A 17177-nucleotide genomic window follows, 5' to 3' on the forward strand; every position below is an offset into this window, starting at 1 on the left:
CAGTGAGTAATAATAACCTGCCTGTATATTAACAAAACATTTGAATAATTATAACAACAGGAGTTAAATATGAAGAAGTTTTTCCTTGGTTCACTATTGGCAGCTGCTAGCTTTAGTAGCACTGCAACTATCGTTGAAATGAAAACTAGCCAAGGTATTATTGTGATTAATTTATTTGATCAAGACACGCCTAAAACAGTTGAAAACTTTTTAAGTTACGTTGATGATGAGTCTTATAATCAAACCGTGATACACCGTTCACTGAGTGACTTTGTTATTCAAGGTGGGGGTTTTACTTTTTCTGACGACTTTGATCCAATTACTACTAAGCCTGCCATTATTAATGAACCTGTATTTTCAAATGTTAAAGGTACTATTGCAATGGCGAAAGTAGATGGCGATCCTAATAGTGCCACAAGCCAATGGTTTTTTAATATTGTGGATAACAGTGTTGGCAGTGCTCAATTAGACACACAAAATGGGGGTTTTACTGTATTTGGACAAATAACAGAGGCAAGCCAAGCCACGCTAGATAATATTGCAGCGTTAGTTCATTGTGGTGAAACACCCGTTGTTGGTATTACTGCTGAACAATGTGCAAGCACTGATGTAACAATTAGCAGTGCTAATTTAGTGACTATTCAAAATGTGGCGATAATGGATGATGATCCTAATTCAGCCGCAGGTCTTACTGTTACTGAAAATACGCTAATTGATTCTGACACATCAACAGATTCTAGTAGCGGTTCTGGCGGCGGATTAATTTGGCTTTTAGGTGCTTTTTTACTTGCGGTTCCTCGTTTAAAACGTGCTAAATAATTAAAATTAACGGTAATGTGGATGGCGTAAACCAGCCGCCCACATTATTATTAAACCTTGCTGTTTAAAGTAATACTCGCCAAACCATCGCAAGCCAAATTGAAAACACACAAGCACAACCTAGTAAAAACACTTTAAAACGTGCTCGTACGTTATTTTCACCTAAATGAATAACACTATGCACAATACGTGTTGCTACAAATAAACAGGCCAGTATAGCCACAAGTGTACTGGCGCTATTTAGCTGTAGTGCAAGTAAACACACCGCGTAAAAAAGCACAGGTATTTCAAACTGATTTGAAAAGTTTCTATCTGCAACCCTAATAGTGTCGCCAGCCTTATCTAATTGCATTGTTTTAAAATCGCTTAAATCTAGTTGTTTGTTTTTAGCTGCTGCAAAGCGCCTTTTACCCATAATGAGCATGACAACCAGTGAAAGCGTAACTTGTGCAAACATGGCAAGTATGATGATTTTTTCCATTGTTTTTCCTTATTATTATTTAGAGTTTGTGTATCTTTTGATATTGAATGATTTTTAATCTCGAAGGTTGGCAGACTCGCAACTAATAGCCGATTATGAAGACATTTTTCACAATGTGTTACACAAAATAGCGTTATTTTGTAGAAAGTTATTAATTGAAAATGTTAGTTTAGCTTAACTATATTGCTTTGAATTGGCGCATGCTATTTTGCGCAATACTTTTTTAATGGAAAACAAAAATGAAAAAGATTATTGGTTTTAGTGCTATCGCACTTGCAGTTTTAAGTGGTTGTTCAAATACAGCTTCGGTTTCTGTGGCGCCTCCGGCCTCTTTATTATCAGACACGTTAGTTGTAAGCCCTAACGATAACCGCGAATATAAAACACTTAAATTAGCAAACGACATTGAAGTTATTTTAGTGTCTGATCCGAGCGCGGAAAAATCGGCAGCGGCACTAAGTGTAGGTGTAGGTTTACTACACGACCCGATGTCGCAACAGGGTATGGCGCATTATTTAGAACACATGCTGTTTTTAGGCACTGATCGTTACCCAGATACAAAAGGGTATTCTGATTTTATGACCAAAAATGGTGGCGCGCACAATGCATATACTTGGCTCGATATTACTAATTACATGTTTAAAATTAATAACGACGCGTTTGATGAAGGGCTAGACCGTTTTGCCGACTTTTTTAAAGCACCTAAATTATACCCTGAATACACAGACAAAGAAAAAAATGCAGTAAACGCAGAGTGGTCAATGCGTCGCGAAATGGACTTTTTTGGTCAATTTAAACTAGCGCGTAAAATGATGGGCGATCACCCAGCTAATCGCTTTTTAATTGGTAATCTAGAAACACTTGGTGATAAAGAAAACAGTTCGCTTCATAAAGAAACGGTTGATTTTTATAATAAATATTATTCTTCAAATGTCATGAAAGTAGCGCTTATTTCTAATTTATCTATTGCTGAAATGGAGCAAAAAGCACAAAAATACTTTGCTGATATAAAAAATAAAAACATAGAAAAACCAACAGTAACTGCAAAACTTGATTTTGATAACGCTGGCGGAAAACGCGTGTTTTATGCACCAAATGAAGATGTAAAACAGCTACAACTTGATTTCACCATTGCTAATAATAATAGCGAATTTGCGCTTAAACCAAACCGATTTGTAGCGTATTTACTAAGTAATGAAATGCCGGGCAGCCCAGCGCAACTACTTCGTGACAAAGGGTGGGTATCTCAGTTGTCAGCTTCAGCTGCACCAAATCAATATGGTAACTACGGGTCATTAAACGTAAACGCAGAGCTTACAGATGAAGGCATGAAAAATCGTGACGAAATAGTTGCGACTATTATGCAGTACATCGATTTAATTAAAAAAGAGGGCGTTGATAGCAAGTACTTCAACGAAATTCGTACATCACTAAATAACCAGTTTAAGTTTTTAGAAAAAGGTGATGAGTTTAATTATGTAAGTTCACTTACGCAAAGCATGCAAGACTATCCGTTAAATCACGCTATTAATGCACCTTACTATTATGCAAAATTTGACGCTGATGCTGTAAATAAAGTACTTGAGCAGTTAAATGCCGATACTCTTCGTATTTGGTATGTATCGCAACAAGAAGAGACTGACTCGCAACTACACTTTTACGACGGCAAATACCGCATTAGTGATATTAGCGATGATGAAATTGCCAGCTGGAAAAAACCAAGCGAATTTAAGTTAGCACTACCAACTGTAAACAATTTATTGCCTGAAAATTTTGCAATAAAAACTCAAGCATTTAAAGAGCAAAAACACCCTGAGCTTGCTTACGATAAAAATGGTGTAAAAGTATGGCGCCAAGCAAGTCAAAAATTTGCAGAGCAGCCAAAAGGGCTTGTTGAAGTTTATATAAATACTCAACCAGGTTTGAACGATATTAAAGCAGAAGTACTTTATTCTGTTTGGGCTGATTTATACAATATTCAACAAAGTCAGTTAAGTACCGAAGCAGCAATCGCTGGTATGAGTGTAAGCCTTGCGCCGAGTAATGGTCTTGTTTTATCTATGAGTGGTTTCACAGATAAACAAGATGTATTGCTTAAACAAGCTTTAACCGGATTAAAAGCCGATGAAACAGCACAAGCATTTAGCCAAGCAGTTGATCGCTTTAAACGTAATTTACTAAACCAACAAAAACAGTTTCCGTATGCACAAGCATTTGGCGAGTATTCAAAACTAACGCGTACAGGTGGTTTTGATACAGACGCGCTTATTAAAGCCGCTGACTCAGTGAGTGTTGCCGACTTAGCACAATTAAAAACAGCTACGTTTGCACAAAACGATTTACGCGTATTTAGTTACGGTAACTACAATCAGCAAGATATAGACGCGATTGCAGACGAATTAAGTGCAACATTACCAAGCAACCATAAACGCAGTGAATTTGCGCGAAGCAAAGCATGGTTGCCACAACCGGGCGAAACGCTGGTACTGCAAAAAGATATTGATGTAGCCGATGTAGCGGTGGTTGATATGACCGTTCACCCTGTTGCGGGTTACAAACAAAAAGCAGAAGCGGCTGTATTACAAAGCCACTTTAGAACAGTTGCGTTTGATAAAATGCGTACTGAGGAGCAACTTGCATACGCAGTAGGTGCATTAGCTCGCCCAATCGAGGATTACTCAGCAATTGGTTTGTATATTCAAACACCGGTTAAAGGTCCTAAAGAAATACAAGCTCGTTTTGATAAGTTTAAAAAAGAATACGCAGTTGAACTTGATAACATGAGCGAAGAGACTTTTGAGCAGCTTAAAAATTCAACCCTAGTATCGCTTAAAGAGCAGCCTAAAAACTTAAGTGACGAAATGAGCCCACTTATAAACGATTGGTACCGTGAAAATTTTACCTTTGATTCTAAGCAAAAGCTGATTGATGAAGTTGAAAAAGTAACGCTTGCAGATATAAAAGACTACTACAAGCAAACAATGCTTAATCCTAATGCGGCACGTTTAAATGTGCAATTACGTGGTACTAAGTTTATAGAAAGTGACTTTGCCGATTTACCAAATCAAACTAAAATCACAACGCTTGATGCCTATTACAATGGTATTAAACTACAAAAATAAGCTTTATTTATACAGCTAAAAATAAACCCCAATGTATTGCTACATTGGGGTTTATTTTTTATCTTACTAATAATACCAATTCGCTTAATTAAGTGATCTATTTTGAGGATGGAAAAACGTGTTGATAGCTAGGCAAAAAATTCGCTATTTAGTTGTTCTAAATGAAAATTTTTTAACGCAGGTAGCGACTCGTTTAGCCCCGCAAAATGATTAAGTATTATTGCGGATTGGTATAATATTTAAGCCATTATTAAAAAGCCTATAACAGCTAATGCCGCAGCAATTAGCGTGTAAGGCAATTGTGTAACGGCATGGCTCATTAAATTACAACCAGAGCCTTGCGCTGCGAGTACGGTTGAATCTGAGTAAAAACACGCTTGGCTACCAAAAGAAGAAGCCGATAATAGCGCACCAATGACCAGTGGTATGTTTGCATCAACCGCATTTGCCAGTGGCATAACAATCGGAATTGATACAGCAAAAATACCCCAGCTAGACCCTGTTGCAAACGCTAAAATAGCCATTGAAATAAATACCACGGCTGGTAAATATGCAGCAGTCATATAAGGGCTTAAGCTGCCAATAACAAACTGAGGTAAACCAATTAAGTCGCATACATCTTTAAATATAAACGCAGCTATAACAGTACCAATAGCGGGGATCATACTTTTAAAGCCATCAAGCATGCGCTCAATCATTTCACTTACGCTCATTAATTTTTGTAGCGCATAAAACGGGAGAGTGACCGCCATTGTTGCTAGTAAGCCTTTGTATACGTCTATTTCAAAGTAAACAGTAAATGCAACCAGTAAAATAATCGGCACCAAAAAGTTACGTAATTTACCTTTAGGATCAGCATCTTCAAAGTTTTCTTCAGCTGCTTTTACTGCATATTCATCCGCTGTTTGAACATTATTGTATTGAGCTGGGTCGACTTGAGCTTGCTCAATTTGCGCCATTTGTTCTGCTTTTTTCATTGGACCAATCGCAGGAATAATACCCAACACAACAAGTAAAACAACAAGCACTGCAAACCACGCGTAAAACATGTACGGAATAGCTTGAATATAAACAGCAATACCTTTGCCTTCTTCAGCAATACCGTTATCTACCAATAAGCCACCAAAAAATACCGCCCAGGTAGATAAAGGCACAAGCACACAAATTGGTGCGGCAGTAGAGTCAACAACATAGGCAAGCATTTCGCGGCTAACTTTAAATTTATCGGTAATGCGTTTCATGGTCTCACCCACAGTAAGCGCATTTAAGTAGTCATCAATAAAAATAACCACACCTAAACAAAAGGTCATAAACAAAGATGAACGCTTACCTTTAGTGTATTTAAGGGCTAACTTGCCAAAAGCCGATGCGCCACCTGTGCGCACTAATAGCGCGATTAAAGCGCCAAAGCCACCACATACAAGTATTAGCCAGCCAATGGTTTCGTCTGTCATCACTTTTAGCGATGTACTCGCAAAGTTAGTAAGTACCTGTGCAGGATCGGCTATAACTAAACCAACTAAAGCACCAATAAGTAAAGATAAAATAGGGCGGCGTAATACAACAGCCAATACAATCACCACTAACGGTGGTAGTAAACTCAACGCAGAAGGTTCAAGCATTTAAGTATTCACAAAATTAAAAGCATGTATAAAAATTACAATAGTATTAATTTTTAAACTGCTTATACAAAAACAAAGAAGATGATAAGTTTGTTGTAAAATCACCTTCCAAGTCACTGCTTTTGTACGCGAGGGAGGGACACATAAACAGTTATGTTAAATAGCGGCTTAAGTGAAACGCGTTGGCTTTGGCGCCAGACGGTGCAAGGAGTGCAAACCGCTATTGTTGTGCCTGTAAAAACATCGGCGCAAAAATAATCCGCTTTTTAATTTCAGTCAACAAAAAGTTACATGCAAAACAAAGTTTTTTAGAGGAACTTACATTGAACGCAGTATTTAAAACAAATCGACTGTTGTTGCGCCATGCAAATGAGCTTGATGCAGCTATTTTACTTAAGCTAGTTAATCAGGCGAGTTTCATAGAGCATATTGGTGATAAAGCAATCTATACCCTTGATGATGCCAAGTCGTACATCAATCAGTCATTTATTGCTTCTCATGTACGCCAAGGCTTTGGGCCTTACATTATTACTTTGCATAATGCTGTAGTGGTTGGCGTTGTTGGGTTTTATAAACGCGCCGCGTTACTGCAACCTGATTTAGGTTTTGCACTTGTAAGCGGTTTTGAAAAAAAGGGTTATGTTTTTGAAGCGGCCAGCGCACTTTTGCAACATAAGCATGAATTTGGAATTACAAAACTGTGTGCAATAACATCACCAGATAATAGGGCATCGCAGAATGTGTTGTTAAAATTGGGCTTTAAAATAAAGGGCAAGGCGGTTATCAATGATGATAAAACCGCCGTAATTATATTTTCACTTAATACTTAAAGTCTTGCTTGTTCTATTTGTTTTGCAACATTTAGGTTTATATTTAGCCATGTTGCTTCAAGCGTTGAAACTAAACCGTCGTATCCATCATCATCGATAGGCACTAGGTTTGAAAAATTATGAATACTTATAAGACGTCGGCCTGTTTCAGGGTGTGTGTAATATAAACGCCAAAGCCCTGAAATATCAGCGTTACCTTCCATATCGCCATTAAAGTGGTGAATTTCGTATTCAAGCTCATAAAACGTTTGCTGATCGAGTTCGGTAATGACCGGTAAGCCCTTTATTACCATCCAATTTGGCATAGCATTAAAAAGAGTTTGCTGGGCTGTTGCAGTTAGCATTACATCCGGCGATTCGCCCCACAGGTTGTAATTTGCGGCATGAATTTGGTTGCTATCTATTTTCATAGCAATACCTAAATTATTTAAAGCACCTCTAAGTACAACTGTTTGTATTCTTAATTGTGCGTCTGTGTCTGTCACATTTCGAGACGAGGCACCAATAGGCTGCTCAAACTGGTAATACTGTGTCGCAGTTTGTATTGATGAACTACAACCTGCCAATAGTAATAATAAACTTGCAGTTAAAAATAACGATTTCATTATTGCTTCCTTGGTTTTGGATCTACTGGTAATGATTTATCAAAAATTAGCATATTAGGTTGCTCGTTTAATCCGCGAGTTAGAGGCTGTAGGCCCTCGCTTAAACGTTTAAACTCTTTTAATGTTTGCTGTATTTGATGATGAAGTTCAGAACCTGCTTGGTAACTGGCCATGGTTTTATCAAATTGGCGCATAGTAACTTCAAATTGCTCCATACTTTTTGTCATCTTTTCGAAATTACGATTAAAGTCGCCTGGTAAGTTTTGTGTATCTTTATGGCTTAGTAGCTCTCGCATTTCATTAGCAAGCGCTCGGTAATCGGTAAATGTGGCTTGCATTTGTTCTAAGCTATCTTCAACTTTTAAGTTATTTACTTTATTAAGTACGTCAGATACCTGGTCTGCTAATACGGTTATGCCACTAGAAATACTCGGAAAAACATCATACTGCACAAGTTTACCTAGGTGCGCTTGCGGTGCATCTGGGTATATATCAAAATCAACGTACACTGCACCCGTTAATAAATTACCAGGCTTTAACGAGGCGCGCATACCACTTTCAATCCAGCCTTTTAAACTACCTTGCCAATACTCTTTAGCTGAGGCACTGTCGTGATACAAGCGTCCGTATTCTACTTTTATAAGTACTGGAACCGCCGTATTATGGTTTCTAAAGTGGGCAGGTTTACCGTCAATAATTACATTGGCAGGGGTTTCAACAACAGTACCTACACGCATACCTCTATATTCGACAGGAGCACCTGTGCGTAGTCCTCGAACTGATTGTTCAAATTCAATGAGGTAGTAATCAAAATCGTAAAAGCGCTCTTCTAGCGCTTCTTTATAGCTTTGGCTTAATGAAAAGCTATGCCCATCTTGTGCTATTTCACCCGGGGCCTGTTGCTCAGGTAAGCCAACCGAAATGCCGCCTTTTAAAAGTTTACTTAAAGAGCCCGTATTAATATTGATGCCATCGGCAGATAGGTCAATTTCAATCCCTGCGTTCACCCAAAAAATAGAGTTCATGGTGATGAGATTTTGATAAGGTTCTTTAATAAATACGCCGTACTTCATTGCTTGGTTTTCCCAATCAAAAGTGGCGGTTTCTATTTGACCTATTTTGTAATTTTTGAAAAATATACCAGTACTCACATCAAGCACTTCAGCGTTGTAACTCATTAATTTGAAACGGCCACCTTTCACATCTTTACCAATGAGGGCGGGTTCGTCTTGTAATTTAAAACGCTCTTTTAGCTCTTTACTTTCACCGGGTGAAAACTCTAAATATACACCAGATAATAGCGTGCTCATTCCGCTAATACCCGTTTCATCAATGCGTGGTTTTACGACCCAAATTTTGGCATCATCAGTTAATAAGTTATTGTAGTTTTTGTCTATTTGCGCACGGGCAATAACGCTGTCTTGGGTGTCTGATAGTCGAACATGATCAATTTGACCTATTTTTACACTGCGCACTTTTATTTCAGTCTTACCTGCAATAATGCCCTCAGCTTGTGGCATCTCGATAAAAATTGTAGGGCCTTTATTAGCTTGGTATTGGTATAACATCCACATGCCCACTAACAGCGCAATTGCCGGAATGATCCAGATAGCGGAAATTTTCGGTTCTTTTGTTATTTCGGCAGTTTCGGTCATGCTTTGTTCTCTGATTTTTTGTTTTTAGGGGAATCCCACAACAAGCGTGGGTCAAAGGCATGGGCAGCCATCATTTGGCATATTACCATAACTGTAAAAAATACAATGCCTAATCCTGGTGTTACTGACATTAAATTACCCAGTTGAACTAAGGCAACTAAAATAGCAACCACGAATACATCTATCATCGACCATTTTCCAATAAACTCAGTCAGTTGATAAATTCGGGTATAACTTTTTGTATGTCTATTGGCAGGCCTCGTTACCATAAAGCATAAAAAGCTCAATACAAAAGCTTTAGCAAGTGGCACCACAACGCTGGCTAAAAATATAATAGCGGCAATAGGGTAGGAGCCACTTTTCCAAAGTGTAATTACGCCACCAATTAAAGTTGAAGGGGATTCATCCCCAAGGCTAGTGGTGTGCATAATAGGCAACACATTAGCTGGAATATAACAAACAACAGAGGTAATTAGCCAAGCTGCTGCTTTTTGTACGCTGTAAGGATTTCTAACGTGCGTTTTTGTATGGCAACGCTGACAAATATTACCGGTACATAGTTGGTGGCACACATGGCAGGCTTTAATATTTTCATCTATTGCACGTTTAGCATGCTCTGCGCCTTCGAGTACTTTTACAGGCTTTATTTGAGCCCATAAGCGTGGGCGATTTAAGTGAACAAGCGCGGCTATGTATAAAATAACAAACCCCACATAAGCCCAAAAACTCGTGCCAAAGCTAATATCAGCCAGCGACATGATTTTAACCATACTAACAAGTACGCCAATTAAAAATATTTCCGACATAATCCAGGGCTCTAACGCAAGGGTGAACTTTAGTAGTCGCCTTGCTATGCCCTCTGGTAATGTTTTTAAAAGCCCAAGATGCAAAGGAATTAAAATAAGAAGTAAACCCATAGGCAGAGCAATAATGCTCAAATCAATAAATAAGCCAAGCAGTTCACTATCGTAATTAAATAAAATTCGAGCCGCGTCGGGCAGAGTAATAGTTTGAGTAATACCACTACTGCTAAAAGAAATAAAAGGGTAAAACATACTGCTCAGCAACATTAATAGTGCGCTAAAGCTTAGTGCAACTATACGACTATCGTGATTAACATCGGCTTCGCAAAGTTTATGGTGGCAATGCGGGCATATCGCCATTTGTTTTGCGATTATGCGAGGTATATCTATGATCAGATCGCAGCAGGGGCATACAGTTTGCAATTTAATACCAAGCAAGAAGAATATTTCTTCAATTTTGCTATATTTAATACATTAATACAACGCGTTCTGCCATCAAGCTGTTCGTTATATAAAGGAAGCGTGTGAAATATTATTTTTACTACATATTAATGTGGCTCTTTATTTGCTCGCAAAATGCTGTGGCTATTAATAAAGAGCGAGAGGTAATGATCGCTGCGAGCGCATCAATTCCACCCTATGTTTTTGTAAAAACGGACTCGGGTATACACCTAAATTTAATAAAAGCCGCGTTAAAGGCCAATGGTTTTGCTAATATTAATGTGCAATATATGTCGAACAAACGCGCTGAGCATCAATTACATAATAAAGGAGTAGATATACTTTTAAATTATGCTGGAGGAATTAGTGCGGGTATTTATCCAAGTAAAACGGTACTTAGTTATGAAAATGTGGCCATTACACTCAAGCGAAATAAATATAACATCGATAAAATAGAAGGCATGTTTAATAAAAACGTTCTTGCTTTTCAAAATGCAACGGCATATCTGCCTCCTATATTTAAAAGGAATGTTAAACACTTTAGCTCATATCAAGAGGTTATTAATCAAAAAGCGCAGGTAGATAAGCTGTTAAAAGGTTGGGTTGATGTAATTGTGTTAGATAAGCGTATTTTTTACTATTACTACAATCAACATAAATCCCCCGAAGCTGTGCAAATTTACACTTTATTTCCAAAAGCAGATCGACCTGCTTATTTTAATAACCTCGTTTTAGCTACTGAGTTTGATATTGGTTTGGCGCTCATCAAGCAAAATGGTACTTATAAAAGGATTGTTGATGAAGGCCAAACCCATTCATCAATCAAATAAAGCCACTGTTTGACGTGTAAGCGCTATTAGCTCACCCGACTGCGACCATATACAGCCATCCTCTAAACCGTAACCATCTTTTGAATGATGAGTGATTGCTTCAAAGCCAAGCCATTCTCCAGGTGTTAAGTTTGGCTCTTGCACAAATTCTAAATACCACGACATGCTACTTGCAGGAGCGGGTTGTTTAAACATTTGTAAAAGTGTTGGCGGCCATGCATCGGTCAATGCAATAACATGAGCCTCTGTAATTTGCTCTGGGGTGTGCTTAAAGCGCATCCAGCCACCTAAGTGAGAGGTTTCTGCACTACTAAATGGCATACCCCCTTGCTGTGGGCATAAATCAACATGCTGAAAAAATTCAGGCATCTGACCTTTTATAAAAGGTAATGTATGGCGCTCATCTACTGGCTTTAAACCCAAAGATTTTGAAACAGGCACATTAATACCCGACTCTCTACTTTTAGCAAAACACGCTTGTACAATTACGCACACTTGTTCATTTTGAATCGCTTTGGCGAGTACCTGTGTACTGCTTTTACCTTGGCGCAGTATTTCAATTGATAAAGAAAAAGGAGTATCGGCAAGTAATGGTCCTACAAAATTAGTACTGAGTGAAAGTAAGCGACGATCATCCGTTACCTTACCTCTGATTGCTTGATACAACAGTGCGGCTGAAAGCCCACCAAAAGCAGTTCTGCCTTGGCACCAGTTTTCTGGAAATTGCATTGTACTATTTAATTGTTCTGTATTTTCGGCTTGACCAATTTTTTCCGCTTGTTGAAGTAGTTGCTCAAAATGCATGAAGATGTCCTTTTGTAGTGCGATTTAATAAATTTATAACACAATCAAACTAGTCAGACCAGTAATTAAAAGCGTCCCTGGCGGTGTAAAAATCACCATTCCTTACAATTATTAGGGTTATTTTGTAAATAAATCACAAAAAATGAATTTTTTTTCATTTTTACAGTTGAAATAAGTTTGGAGCAACCCTATTTACTAGTCATCGAACGTTTAACGAATATTGAAGTTGGAGAGATTTCATGGGTAAAATTATTGGAATAGATTTAGGTACTACAAACTCTTGTGTTGCAGTACTTGATGGTGGCAAAGCACGTGTTATTGAAAACGCGGAAGGCGATCGCACAACCCCGTCTATTATTGCTTACACGCAAGACGGCGAAACATTAGTAGGTCAATCTGCTAAGCGTCAAGCGGTTACTAACCCGACAAACACATTATTTGCAATTAAGCGTTTAATTGGTCGTCGTTTTGAAGACGAAGAAGTACAACGCGATATCGGCATCATGCCGTTTAAAATTGTTAAAGCTGATAACGGCGATGCATGGGTAGAAGCGGGCGGCGAAAAACGCGCTGCACCACAAATTTCTGCTGAAGTACTGAAAAAAATGAAGAAAACAGCTGAAGACTTCTTAGGTGAAGAAGTAACTGAAGCCGTAATCACAGTACCTGCATACTTTAATGATTCACAACGTCAAGCTACGAAAGATGCTGGTCGTATTGCGGGTCTTGAAGTTAAACGTATTATCAATGAGCCAACGGCTGCGGCACTTGCTTACGGTATGGATAAAAACCGTGGCGAAAACGTAGTTGCAGTATATGACTTAGGTGGCGGTACTTTCGATTTATCAATCATTGAAATTGATGAAGTTGAAGGCGAGCACACTTTTGAAGTACTTGCTACAAACGGCGACACTCACTTAGGTGGTGAAGATTTCGATAACCGCGTAATCAACTACTTAGTAGCTGAATTTAAGAAAGATCAAGGCTTAGACCTTAAAAATGATCCGCTTGCAATGCAACGTGTTAAAGAAGCTGCTGAAAAAGCAAAAATTGAACTTTCATCTGCACAGTCTACAGAAGTAAACCTTCCGTATGTAACTGCTGATGCATCTGGTCCTAAGCACATGAACGTGAAACTAACACGTGCTAAGCTTGAGTCACTAGTTGAAGATTTAGTAACTAAAACAATTGAGCCACTTAAACGTGCACTTGCTGATGCTGATTTATCAGTAAGCGACATCAACGACATTATTCTTGTTGGTGGTCAAACACGTATGCCTTTAGTACAAAAAATCGTTGCAGAGTTCTTCGGTAAAGAGCCTCGTAAAGATGTTAACCCTGATGAAGCAGTAGCCGTAGGCGCAGCGATTCAAGGTGGTGTACTTGCTGGTGACGTTAAAGATGTACTATTACTAGACGTTTCTCCATTATCTCTAGGTATTGAGACAATGGGTTCAGTAATGACTGCATTGATTGAGAAAAACACGACGATTCCTACTAAGAAATCGCAAACTTTCTCAACAGCTGAAGATAATCAATCTGCTGTAACAATTCATGTACTTCAAGGTGAGCGTAAACGTTCAAGCGACAATAAATCTCTAGGTCAATTTAACCTAGAAGGTATTCGTCCAGCACAACGTGGTACACCACAAATCGAAGTAACATTTGATGTTGATGCCGATGGTATCTTACATGTATCTGCGAAAGATAAAGATACAGGTAAAGAGCAAAAGATTACGATTCAAGCATCTTCAGGCTTAAGCGATGACGAAATTGAAGCGATGGTTCGTGATGCAGAAGCACATGCTGAAGACGATAAAAAGTTTGAAGAACTTGTAGCTGCTCGTAACCAAGCTGACGCTTTAGTTCACGGTACACGTAAGCAAATTGAAGAAGCTGGCGATGCATTACCAAACGAAGACAAAGAAGCAATTGAAGCTGCTGTTGTAGATTTAGAAGCTGCAATTAAGAGCGACAATAAAGAAGAGATTGAAGCTAAAACTCAAGCTCTTGCTGAAAAGTCTCAAAAACTAATGGAAATTGCTCAAGCGAAAGCACAGCAAGGTTCAGCAGACGCTGGCGAACAACAGTCAACTAAGCAAGACGACGACGTTGTTGATGCAGAGTTCGAAGAAGTGAAAGACGACAAGTAATTGTTGCTACCGCTTCTCGCTAGCCAAAAACACTTAACTCAGTTAGGTGTTTAGGTTAGGATGAACAATTGAGGCGCGCGAGCAATAGCTTGTCGCGCCTTTTGCATGTATTCAAGGTTTAAAAATTCAATGATAAATCGATGCGATTTATCGGTTTATCCAGCAGCTTACGCTGTAAACAGAAAAGAGTAGTGTGATAGATATGTCAAAACGCGATTATTACGAAGTCCTCGGCGTAAGCAAAGATGCGAGTGAGCGAGACATAAAAAAAGCGTATAAACGCTTAGCGATGAAATATCATCCAGATCGTACCGCAGGCGATAAAGATCTCGAAATAAAATTTAAAGAAGTTAAAGAAGCGTACGAAATTTTAACCGACGATCAAAAACGTCAAATGTATGACCAACATGGTCACGCAGCCTTTGAACAAGGTGGTGGCGGTGGTCACGGTGGTTTTGGTGGCGGACATGGCGACTTTGGTGATGTATTTGGCGATGTATTTGGCGATATTTTTGGTGGCGGCGGTGGTCGACGTCAATCTCGTCAACAACGTGGATCTGATTTACGTTACAACATGGACTTAAGCTTAGAAGAAGCTGTTCGTGGTAAAGAAGTTGAAATTAAAGTACCTACATGGGTTGGTTGTGAGCCATGTGATGGCAGTGGTGCTAAAGCGGGTTCTAAGCCTAAAACATGTACTACATGTCATGGTGCTGGCCAGGTGCAAATGCGCCAAGGTTTCTTTGCTGTTCAGCAAACGTGTCCAACGTGTCAGGGACAAGGTCAAATTATTTCAGACCCTTGTAACAGTTGTCATGGACAAGGCCGCGTAGAAAAAACTAAAACGCTTTCAGTTAAAATTCCAGCTGGCGTTGATACAGGCGACCGTATTCGCTTAACGGGTGAAGGCGAAGCCGGAATGCATGGCGCGCCGTCGGGCGACTTGTACGTGCAAGTATCGGTTCGTGAACATGAAATATTTGTACGTGAAGCGAATAATTTATATTGTGAAGTACCAATTAGCTTTACTACAGCAGGCCTTGGTGGCGAAATTCAGGTGCCAACACTTGATGGTCGTGCAAAACTTAAAATACCGTCTGAAACTCAAACGGGCAAAATGTTCCGTATGCGTGGCAAAGGTGTTAAGTCTGTACGCAGTGGTGCCCAAGGCGATCTAATTTGTAAAGTGGTAATCGAAACGCCAGTTAATCTTAACGAGCGTCAACGTGAACTACTTCAAGAGTTAGATGAAAGCATGGGCACAGATAGCTCTAAAAACCGTCCTAAAGAGCAAGGCTTTTTTGACGGTGTTAAAAAGTTTTTTGATGATTTAACTAAATAAATTTAAATTATTATGAACCAAAAAACGACGCTTTTAGCGTCGTTTTTTTTGCTTTAAACTTAATTTTTGTTACTGTGAATAAAAAAGATGAAACAGCATGACACCAGCAATAGATCTACTTAAAAAGCAAAAAAAAACCTTTGAAGTCCTCAGTTATGAGCACGATAAGAATAATAGTCATTACGGGCTTGAAGCCGTTGAAAAGTTAAATTTAGACAGTGCACAAGTATTTAAAACCTTAGTACTTGAAACACATGAAGGGCAACTGATTGTTGCTGTAACGCCTGTATCTCAACAAGTTAATTTAAAACAGTTAGCTAAATTATGTGGGGCTAAAAAAGTAATTATGGCTGCCCCACAAAAAGTACAAGTTAGTACCGGTTATATTTTAGGAGGGGTGAGTCCGCTTGGACAAAAAAAACGTCTAGCTACGTTTATTCATAGCAGTGCTTCTCTCTTTGACACCATTTATGTGAGCGCCGGAAAAAGAGGCTTAGAAATAGCACTCTCGCCAACTGATTTAGCCTTATTGACCAATGCAAAATTTGGCGATTTATAAATTTTATTTTTTATAATTGCCTTCTATACAAAAAATTAATTTAAGTTGAGCCATTTGCTCAATCCCCTATTTATAACTACATTGGGAGTATCTTTATACCGTTAATATTTAATACCAAACGGTATTACACTTTTTGTATATGGCTGTTTGTATGAACTTTTTAGATGTAGATTATTTTGCGATACTAGTGGCTGCACTGTCTTCTTTTATGCTTGGTGGTATATGGTATTCAAAAGCTCTCTTTAAAAATGCATGGCTAGAAAGTATTGGCTTAACTGATCTGGATTTACAATCGGCTAACCCTAAGTTGATATTTGGTGGCAGTTTTTTTTTAGTTTTTATAGCGGCTTTAATGCTATCTCTTTTTTTAGGTAAGGATGCAAGCGTAGGTGAAAGTATAGGAGCCGGCTTTGTGATCGGCTTTTTTTGGATCAGTAGTTCATTTGGATTGAGTTATATATTTGAGCAACGCCCTCTAAAGCTTTTTTTAATTAACGGGGGGTACCATATTTTACAATTTTCGTTAATGGGGCTCATTTTAGGGATATGGCCGTAAGATTTAAATAATCAGCAAATCCAAATTTGATCCTTATCTACGAGTAGAGTAGTTTTATATAATCCCATTTATACAATTTGGTAAAGAAACTAATGAAAATATTAGTTGTTGATGATATGCCACTTATGCGACACGTATTAATTAATATGCTTAGAAAACTAGAGTATAGCAATATCGTTGAAGCAACTGATGGATTGCAAGCTTTGGTATTTCTGCGCAACCAGCATTTCGATTTGGTTATTACTGACCTTCATATGCCAAAAATGGATGGAGTTAGTTTACTTACTAACATTCGAAAAGATAAAGAACTCGCTGATATTCCCGTTTTAATGGTTACTTGTGAAGACAGTACAGATAAAGTTAAGCAAGTTATTGCAGCTAAGGTATCAGGGTTTATAGTCAAACCTTTTAATATGAATGTATTGTCATCTCAGTTAAACCGCTTCTTTTTTAAAGATTAGGATGTGTTTATTTTATAAAGGTTATATGTAATGGGCCTTTATAGATTAAGTCTGCCGTATCTAAATTCTAAGTCAGAGGTGGTAACCTTTACCC

Annotated in this window: 15 protein-coding genes; 9 read left to right on the forward strand and 6 right to left on the reverse strand. The window is 38.5% G+C overall.

Features of this window, described 5'->3' with window-relative positions:
* The first annotated feature begins 69 nt into the window (after nucleotides 1-69).
* Nucleotides 70-819 (forward strand): peptidylprolyl isomerase, encoded by a 750-nt coding sequence (locus PARC_RS19665; RefSeq protein WP_010553951.1) that lies wholly within the window; start codon nucleotides 70-72, stop codon nucleotides 817-819.
* A 64-nt stretch (nucleotides 820-883) separates the two neighbouring features.
* Here the strand turns inward: PARC_RS19665 and PARC_RS19670 are convergent, their stop codons facing one another.
* Nucleotides 884-1300 (reverse strand): MAPEG family protein, encoded by a 417-nt coding sequence (locus tag PARC_RS19670; protein WP_010553950.1) that lies wholly within the window; start codon nucleotides 1298-1300, stop codon nucleotides 884-886.
* Between the two features lie 239 nt (nucleotides 1301-1539).
* Here PARC_RS19670 and PARC_RS19675 point away from each other — a divergent pair, with 239 nt between their 5' ends.
* Nucleotides 1540-4422 carry an insulinase family protein gene (locus PARC_RS19675; protein ID WP_010553949.1) on the forward strand — a complete coding sequence of 961 codons (2883 nt, stop codon included), beginning with the start codon at nucleotides 1540-1542 and terminating at the stop codon, nucleotides 4420-4422.
* Between the two features lie 239 nt (nucleotides 4423-4661).
* On the opposite strand, the gene PARC_RS19680 is transcribed toward PARC_RS19675, so the two are convergent.
* The gene (locus PARC_RS19680; RefSeq protein ID WP_010553948.1) at nucleotides 4662-6044 is read right to left on the reverse strand and encodes a Na+/H+ antiporter NhaC family protein; all 1383 of its coding nucleotides are present in this window, start codon (nucleotides 6042-6044) and stop codon (nucleotides 4662-4664) included.
* 323 nt (nucleotides 6045-6367) lie between these two features.
* Between PARC_RS19680 and PARC_RS19685 the strand changes: the two genes are divergently transcribed.
* Complete coding sequence (locus PARC_RS19685; protein ID WP_010553947.1) at nucleotides 6368-6874, forward strand: GNAT family N-acetyltransferase; 507 nt, start codon at nucleotides 6368-6370, stop codon at nucleotides 6872-6874.
* On the opposite strand, the gene PARC_RS19690 is transcribed toward PARC_RS19685, so the two are convergent.
* The 3 genes from PARC_RS19690 to PARC_RS19700 are packed head-to-tail and all read right to left on the reverse strand — an operon-like array spanning nucleotide 6871 to nucleotide 10297.
* On the reverse strand, nucleotides 6871-7479 hold the full coding sequence (locus PARC_RS19690) for a PqiC family protein (protein WP_007582431.1): 609 nt from the start codon (nucleotides 7477-7479) through the stop codon (nucleotides 6871-6873). The genes PARC_RS19685 and PARC_RS19690 overlap by 4 nt on opposite strands.
* On the reverse strand, nucleotides 7479-9134 hold the full coding sequence (pqiB, locus tag PARC_RS19695) for an intermembrane transport protein PqiB (protein ID WP_010553946.1): 1656 nt from the start codon (nucleotides 9132-9134) through the stop codon (nucleotides 7479-7481). Before pqiB ends, PARC_RS19690 begins: the two co-directional genes overlap by 1 nt.
* Nucleotides 9131-10297, reverse strand: a complete 1167-nt coding sequence (locus PARC_RS19700; protein ID WP_010553945.1) for a paraquat-inducible protein A — start codon at nucleotides 10295-10297, stop codon at nucleotides 9131-9133. Before PARC_RS19700 ends, pqiB begins: the two co-directional genes overlap by 4 nt.
* Nucleotides 10298-10461: 164 nt before the next feature.
* Here PARC_RS19700 and PARC_RS19705 point away from each other — a divergent pair, with 164 nt between their 5' ends.
* On the forward strand, nucleotides 10462-11208 hold the full coding sequence (locus PARC_RS19705; protein ID WP_010553944.1) for a substrate-binding periplasmic protein: 747 nt from the start codon (nucleotides 10462-10464) through the stop codon (nucleotides 11206-11208).
* On the opposite strand, the gene PARC_RS19710 is transcribed toward PARC_RS19705, so the two are convergent.
* Nucleotides 11197-12012, reverse strand: a complete 816-nt coding sequence (locus tag PARC_RS19710; RefSeq protein WP_010553943.1) for a thioesterase family protein — start codon at nucleotides 12010-12012, stop codon at nucleotides 11197-11199. The two genes, PARC_RS19705 and PARC_RS19710, sit on opposite strands and share 12 nt — an antisense overlap.
* A gap of 239 nt (nucleotides 12013-12251) precedes the next feature.
* Between PARC_RS19710 and dnaK the strand changes: the two genes are divergently transcribed.
* The 5 genes from dnaK to PARC_RS19735 all read left to right on the forward strand — a co-directional run bounded on the left by dnaK (nucleotide 12252) and on the right by PARC_RS19735 (nucleotide 17083).
* Nucleotides 12252-14165 carry a molecular chaperone DnaK gene (gene dnaK, locus PARC_RS19715; protein WP_008171317.1) on the forward strand — a complete coding sequence of 638 codons (1914 nt, stop codon included), beginning with the start codon at nucleotides 12252-12254 and terminating at the stop codon, nucleotides 14163-14165.
* 202 nt (nucleotides 14166-14367) lie between these two features.
* Nucleotides 14368-15507 carry a molecular chaperone DnaJ gene (dnaJ, locus tag PARC_RS19720; protein ID WP_010553942.1) on the forward strand — a complete coding sequence of 380 codons (1140 nt, stop codon included), beginning with the start codon at nucleotides 14368-14370 and terminating at the stop codon, nucleotides 15505-15507.
* Between the two features lie 97 nt (nucleotides 15508-15604).
* Complete coding sequence (gene ybaK, locus PARC_RS19725; protein WP_010553941.1) at nucleotides 15605-16066, forward strand: Cys-tRNA(Pro) deacylase; 462 nt, start codon at nucleotides 15605-15607, stop codon at nucleotides 16064-16066.
* A gap of 151 nt (nucleotides 16067-16217) precedes the next feature.
* Nucleotides 16218-16622: a DUF1761 domain-containing protein gene (locus PARC_RS19730; RefSeq protein WP_010553940.1), complete on the forward strand. Its 405-nt coding sequence runs from the start codon at nucleotides 16218-16220 to the stop codon at nucleotides 16620-16622.
* 92 nt (nucleotides 16623-16714) lie between these two features.
* The gene (locus PARC_RS19735; RefSeq protein WP_010553939.1) at nucleotides 16715-17083 is read left to right on the forward strand and encodes a response regulator; all 369 of its coding nucleotides are present in this window, start codon (nucleotides 16715-16717) and stop codon (nucleotides 17081-17083) included.
* Nucleotides 17084-17177: the final 94 nt, after the last annotated feature.

Source organism: Pseudoalteromonas arctica A 37-1-2 (assembly GCF_000238395.3).
GTDB lineage: Bacteria > Pseudomonadota > Gammaproteobacteria > Enterobacterales > Alteromonadaceae > Pseudoalteromonas > Pseudoalteromonas arctica.

What these genes read in the sequence shown, in the direction of transcription:
- PARC_RS19665 (WP_010553951.1), top strand. Translation starts at nt 70, where the DNA reads ATGAAGAAGTTTTTCCTTGGTTCACTATTGGCAGCTGCTAGCTTTAGT.
- PARC_RS19670 (WP_010553950.1), bottom strand. Translation starts at nt 1,300, where the DNA reads ATGGAAAAAATCATCATACTTGCCATGTTTGCACAAGTTACGCTTTCA.
- PARC_RS19675 (WP_010553949.1), top strand. Translation starts at nt 1,540, where the DNA reads ATGAAAAAGATTATTGGTTTTAGTGCTATCGCACTTGCAGTTTTAAGT.
- PARC_RS19680 (WP_010553948.1), bottom strand. Translation starts at nt 6,044, where the DNA reads ATGCTTGAACCTTCTGCGTTGAGTTTACTACCACCGTTAGTGGTGATT.
- PARC_RS19690 (WP_007582431.1), bottom strand. Translation starts at nt 7,479, where the DNA reads ATGAAATCGTTATTTTTAACTGCAAGTTTATTATTACTATTGGCAGGT.
- pqiB (WP_010553946.1), bottom strand. Translation starts at nt 9,134, where the DNA reads ATGACCGAAACTGCCGAAATAACAAAAGAACCGAAAATTTCCGCTATC.
- PARC_RS19700 (WP_010553945.1), bottom strand. Translation starts at nt 10,297, where the DNA reads ATGGCGATATGCCCGCATTGCCACCATAAACTTTGCGAAGCCGATGTT.
- PARC_RS19710 (WP_010553943.1), bottom strand. Translation starts at nt 12,012, where the DNA reads ATGCATTTTGAGCAACTACTTCAACAAGCGGAAAAAATTGGTCAAGCC.
- dnaK (WP_008171317.1), top strand. Translation starts at nt 12,252, where the DNA reads ATGGGTAAAATTATTGGAATAGATTTAGGTACTACAAACTCTTGTGTT.
- dnaJ (WP_010553942.1), top strand. Translation starts at nt 14,368, where the DNA reads ATGTCAAAACGCGATTATTACGAAGTCCTCGGCGTAAGCAAAGATGCG.
- ybaK (WP_010553941.1), top strand. Translation starts at nt 15,605, where the DNA reads ATGACACCAGCAATAGATCTACTTAAAAAGCAAAAAAAAACCTTTGAA.
- PARC_RS19730 (WP_010553940.1), top strand. Translation starts at nt 16,218, where the DNA reads ATGAACTTTTTAGATGTAGATTATTTTGCGATACTAGTGGCTGCACTG.
- PARC_RS19735 (WP_010553939.1), top strand. Translation starts at nt 16,715, where the DNA reads ATGAAAATATTAGTTGTTGATGATATGCCACTTATGCGACACGTATTA.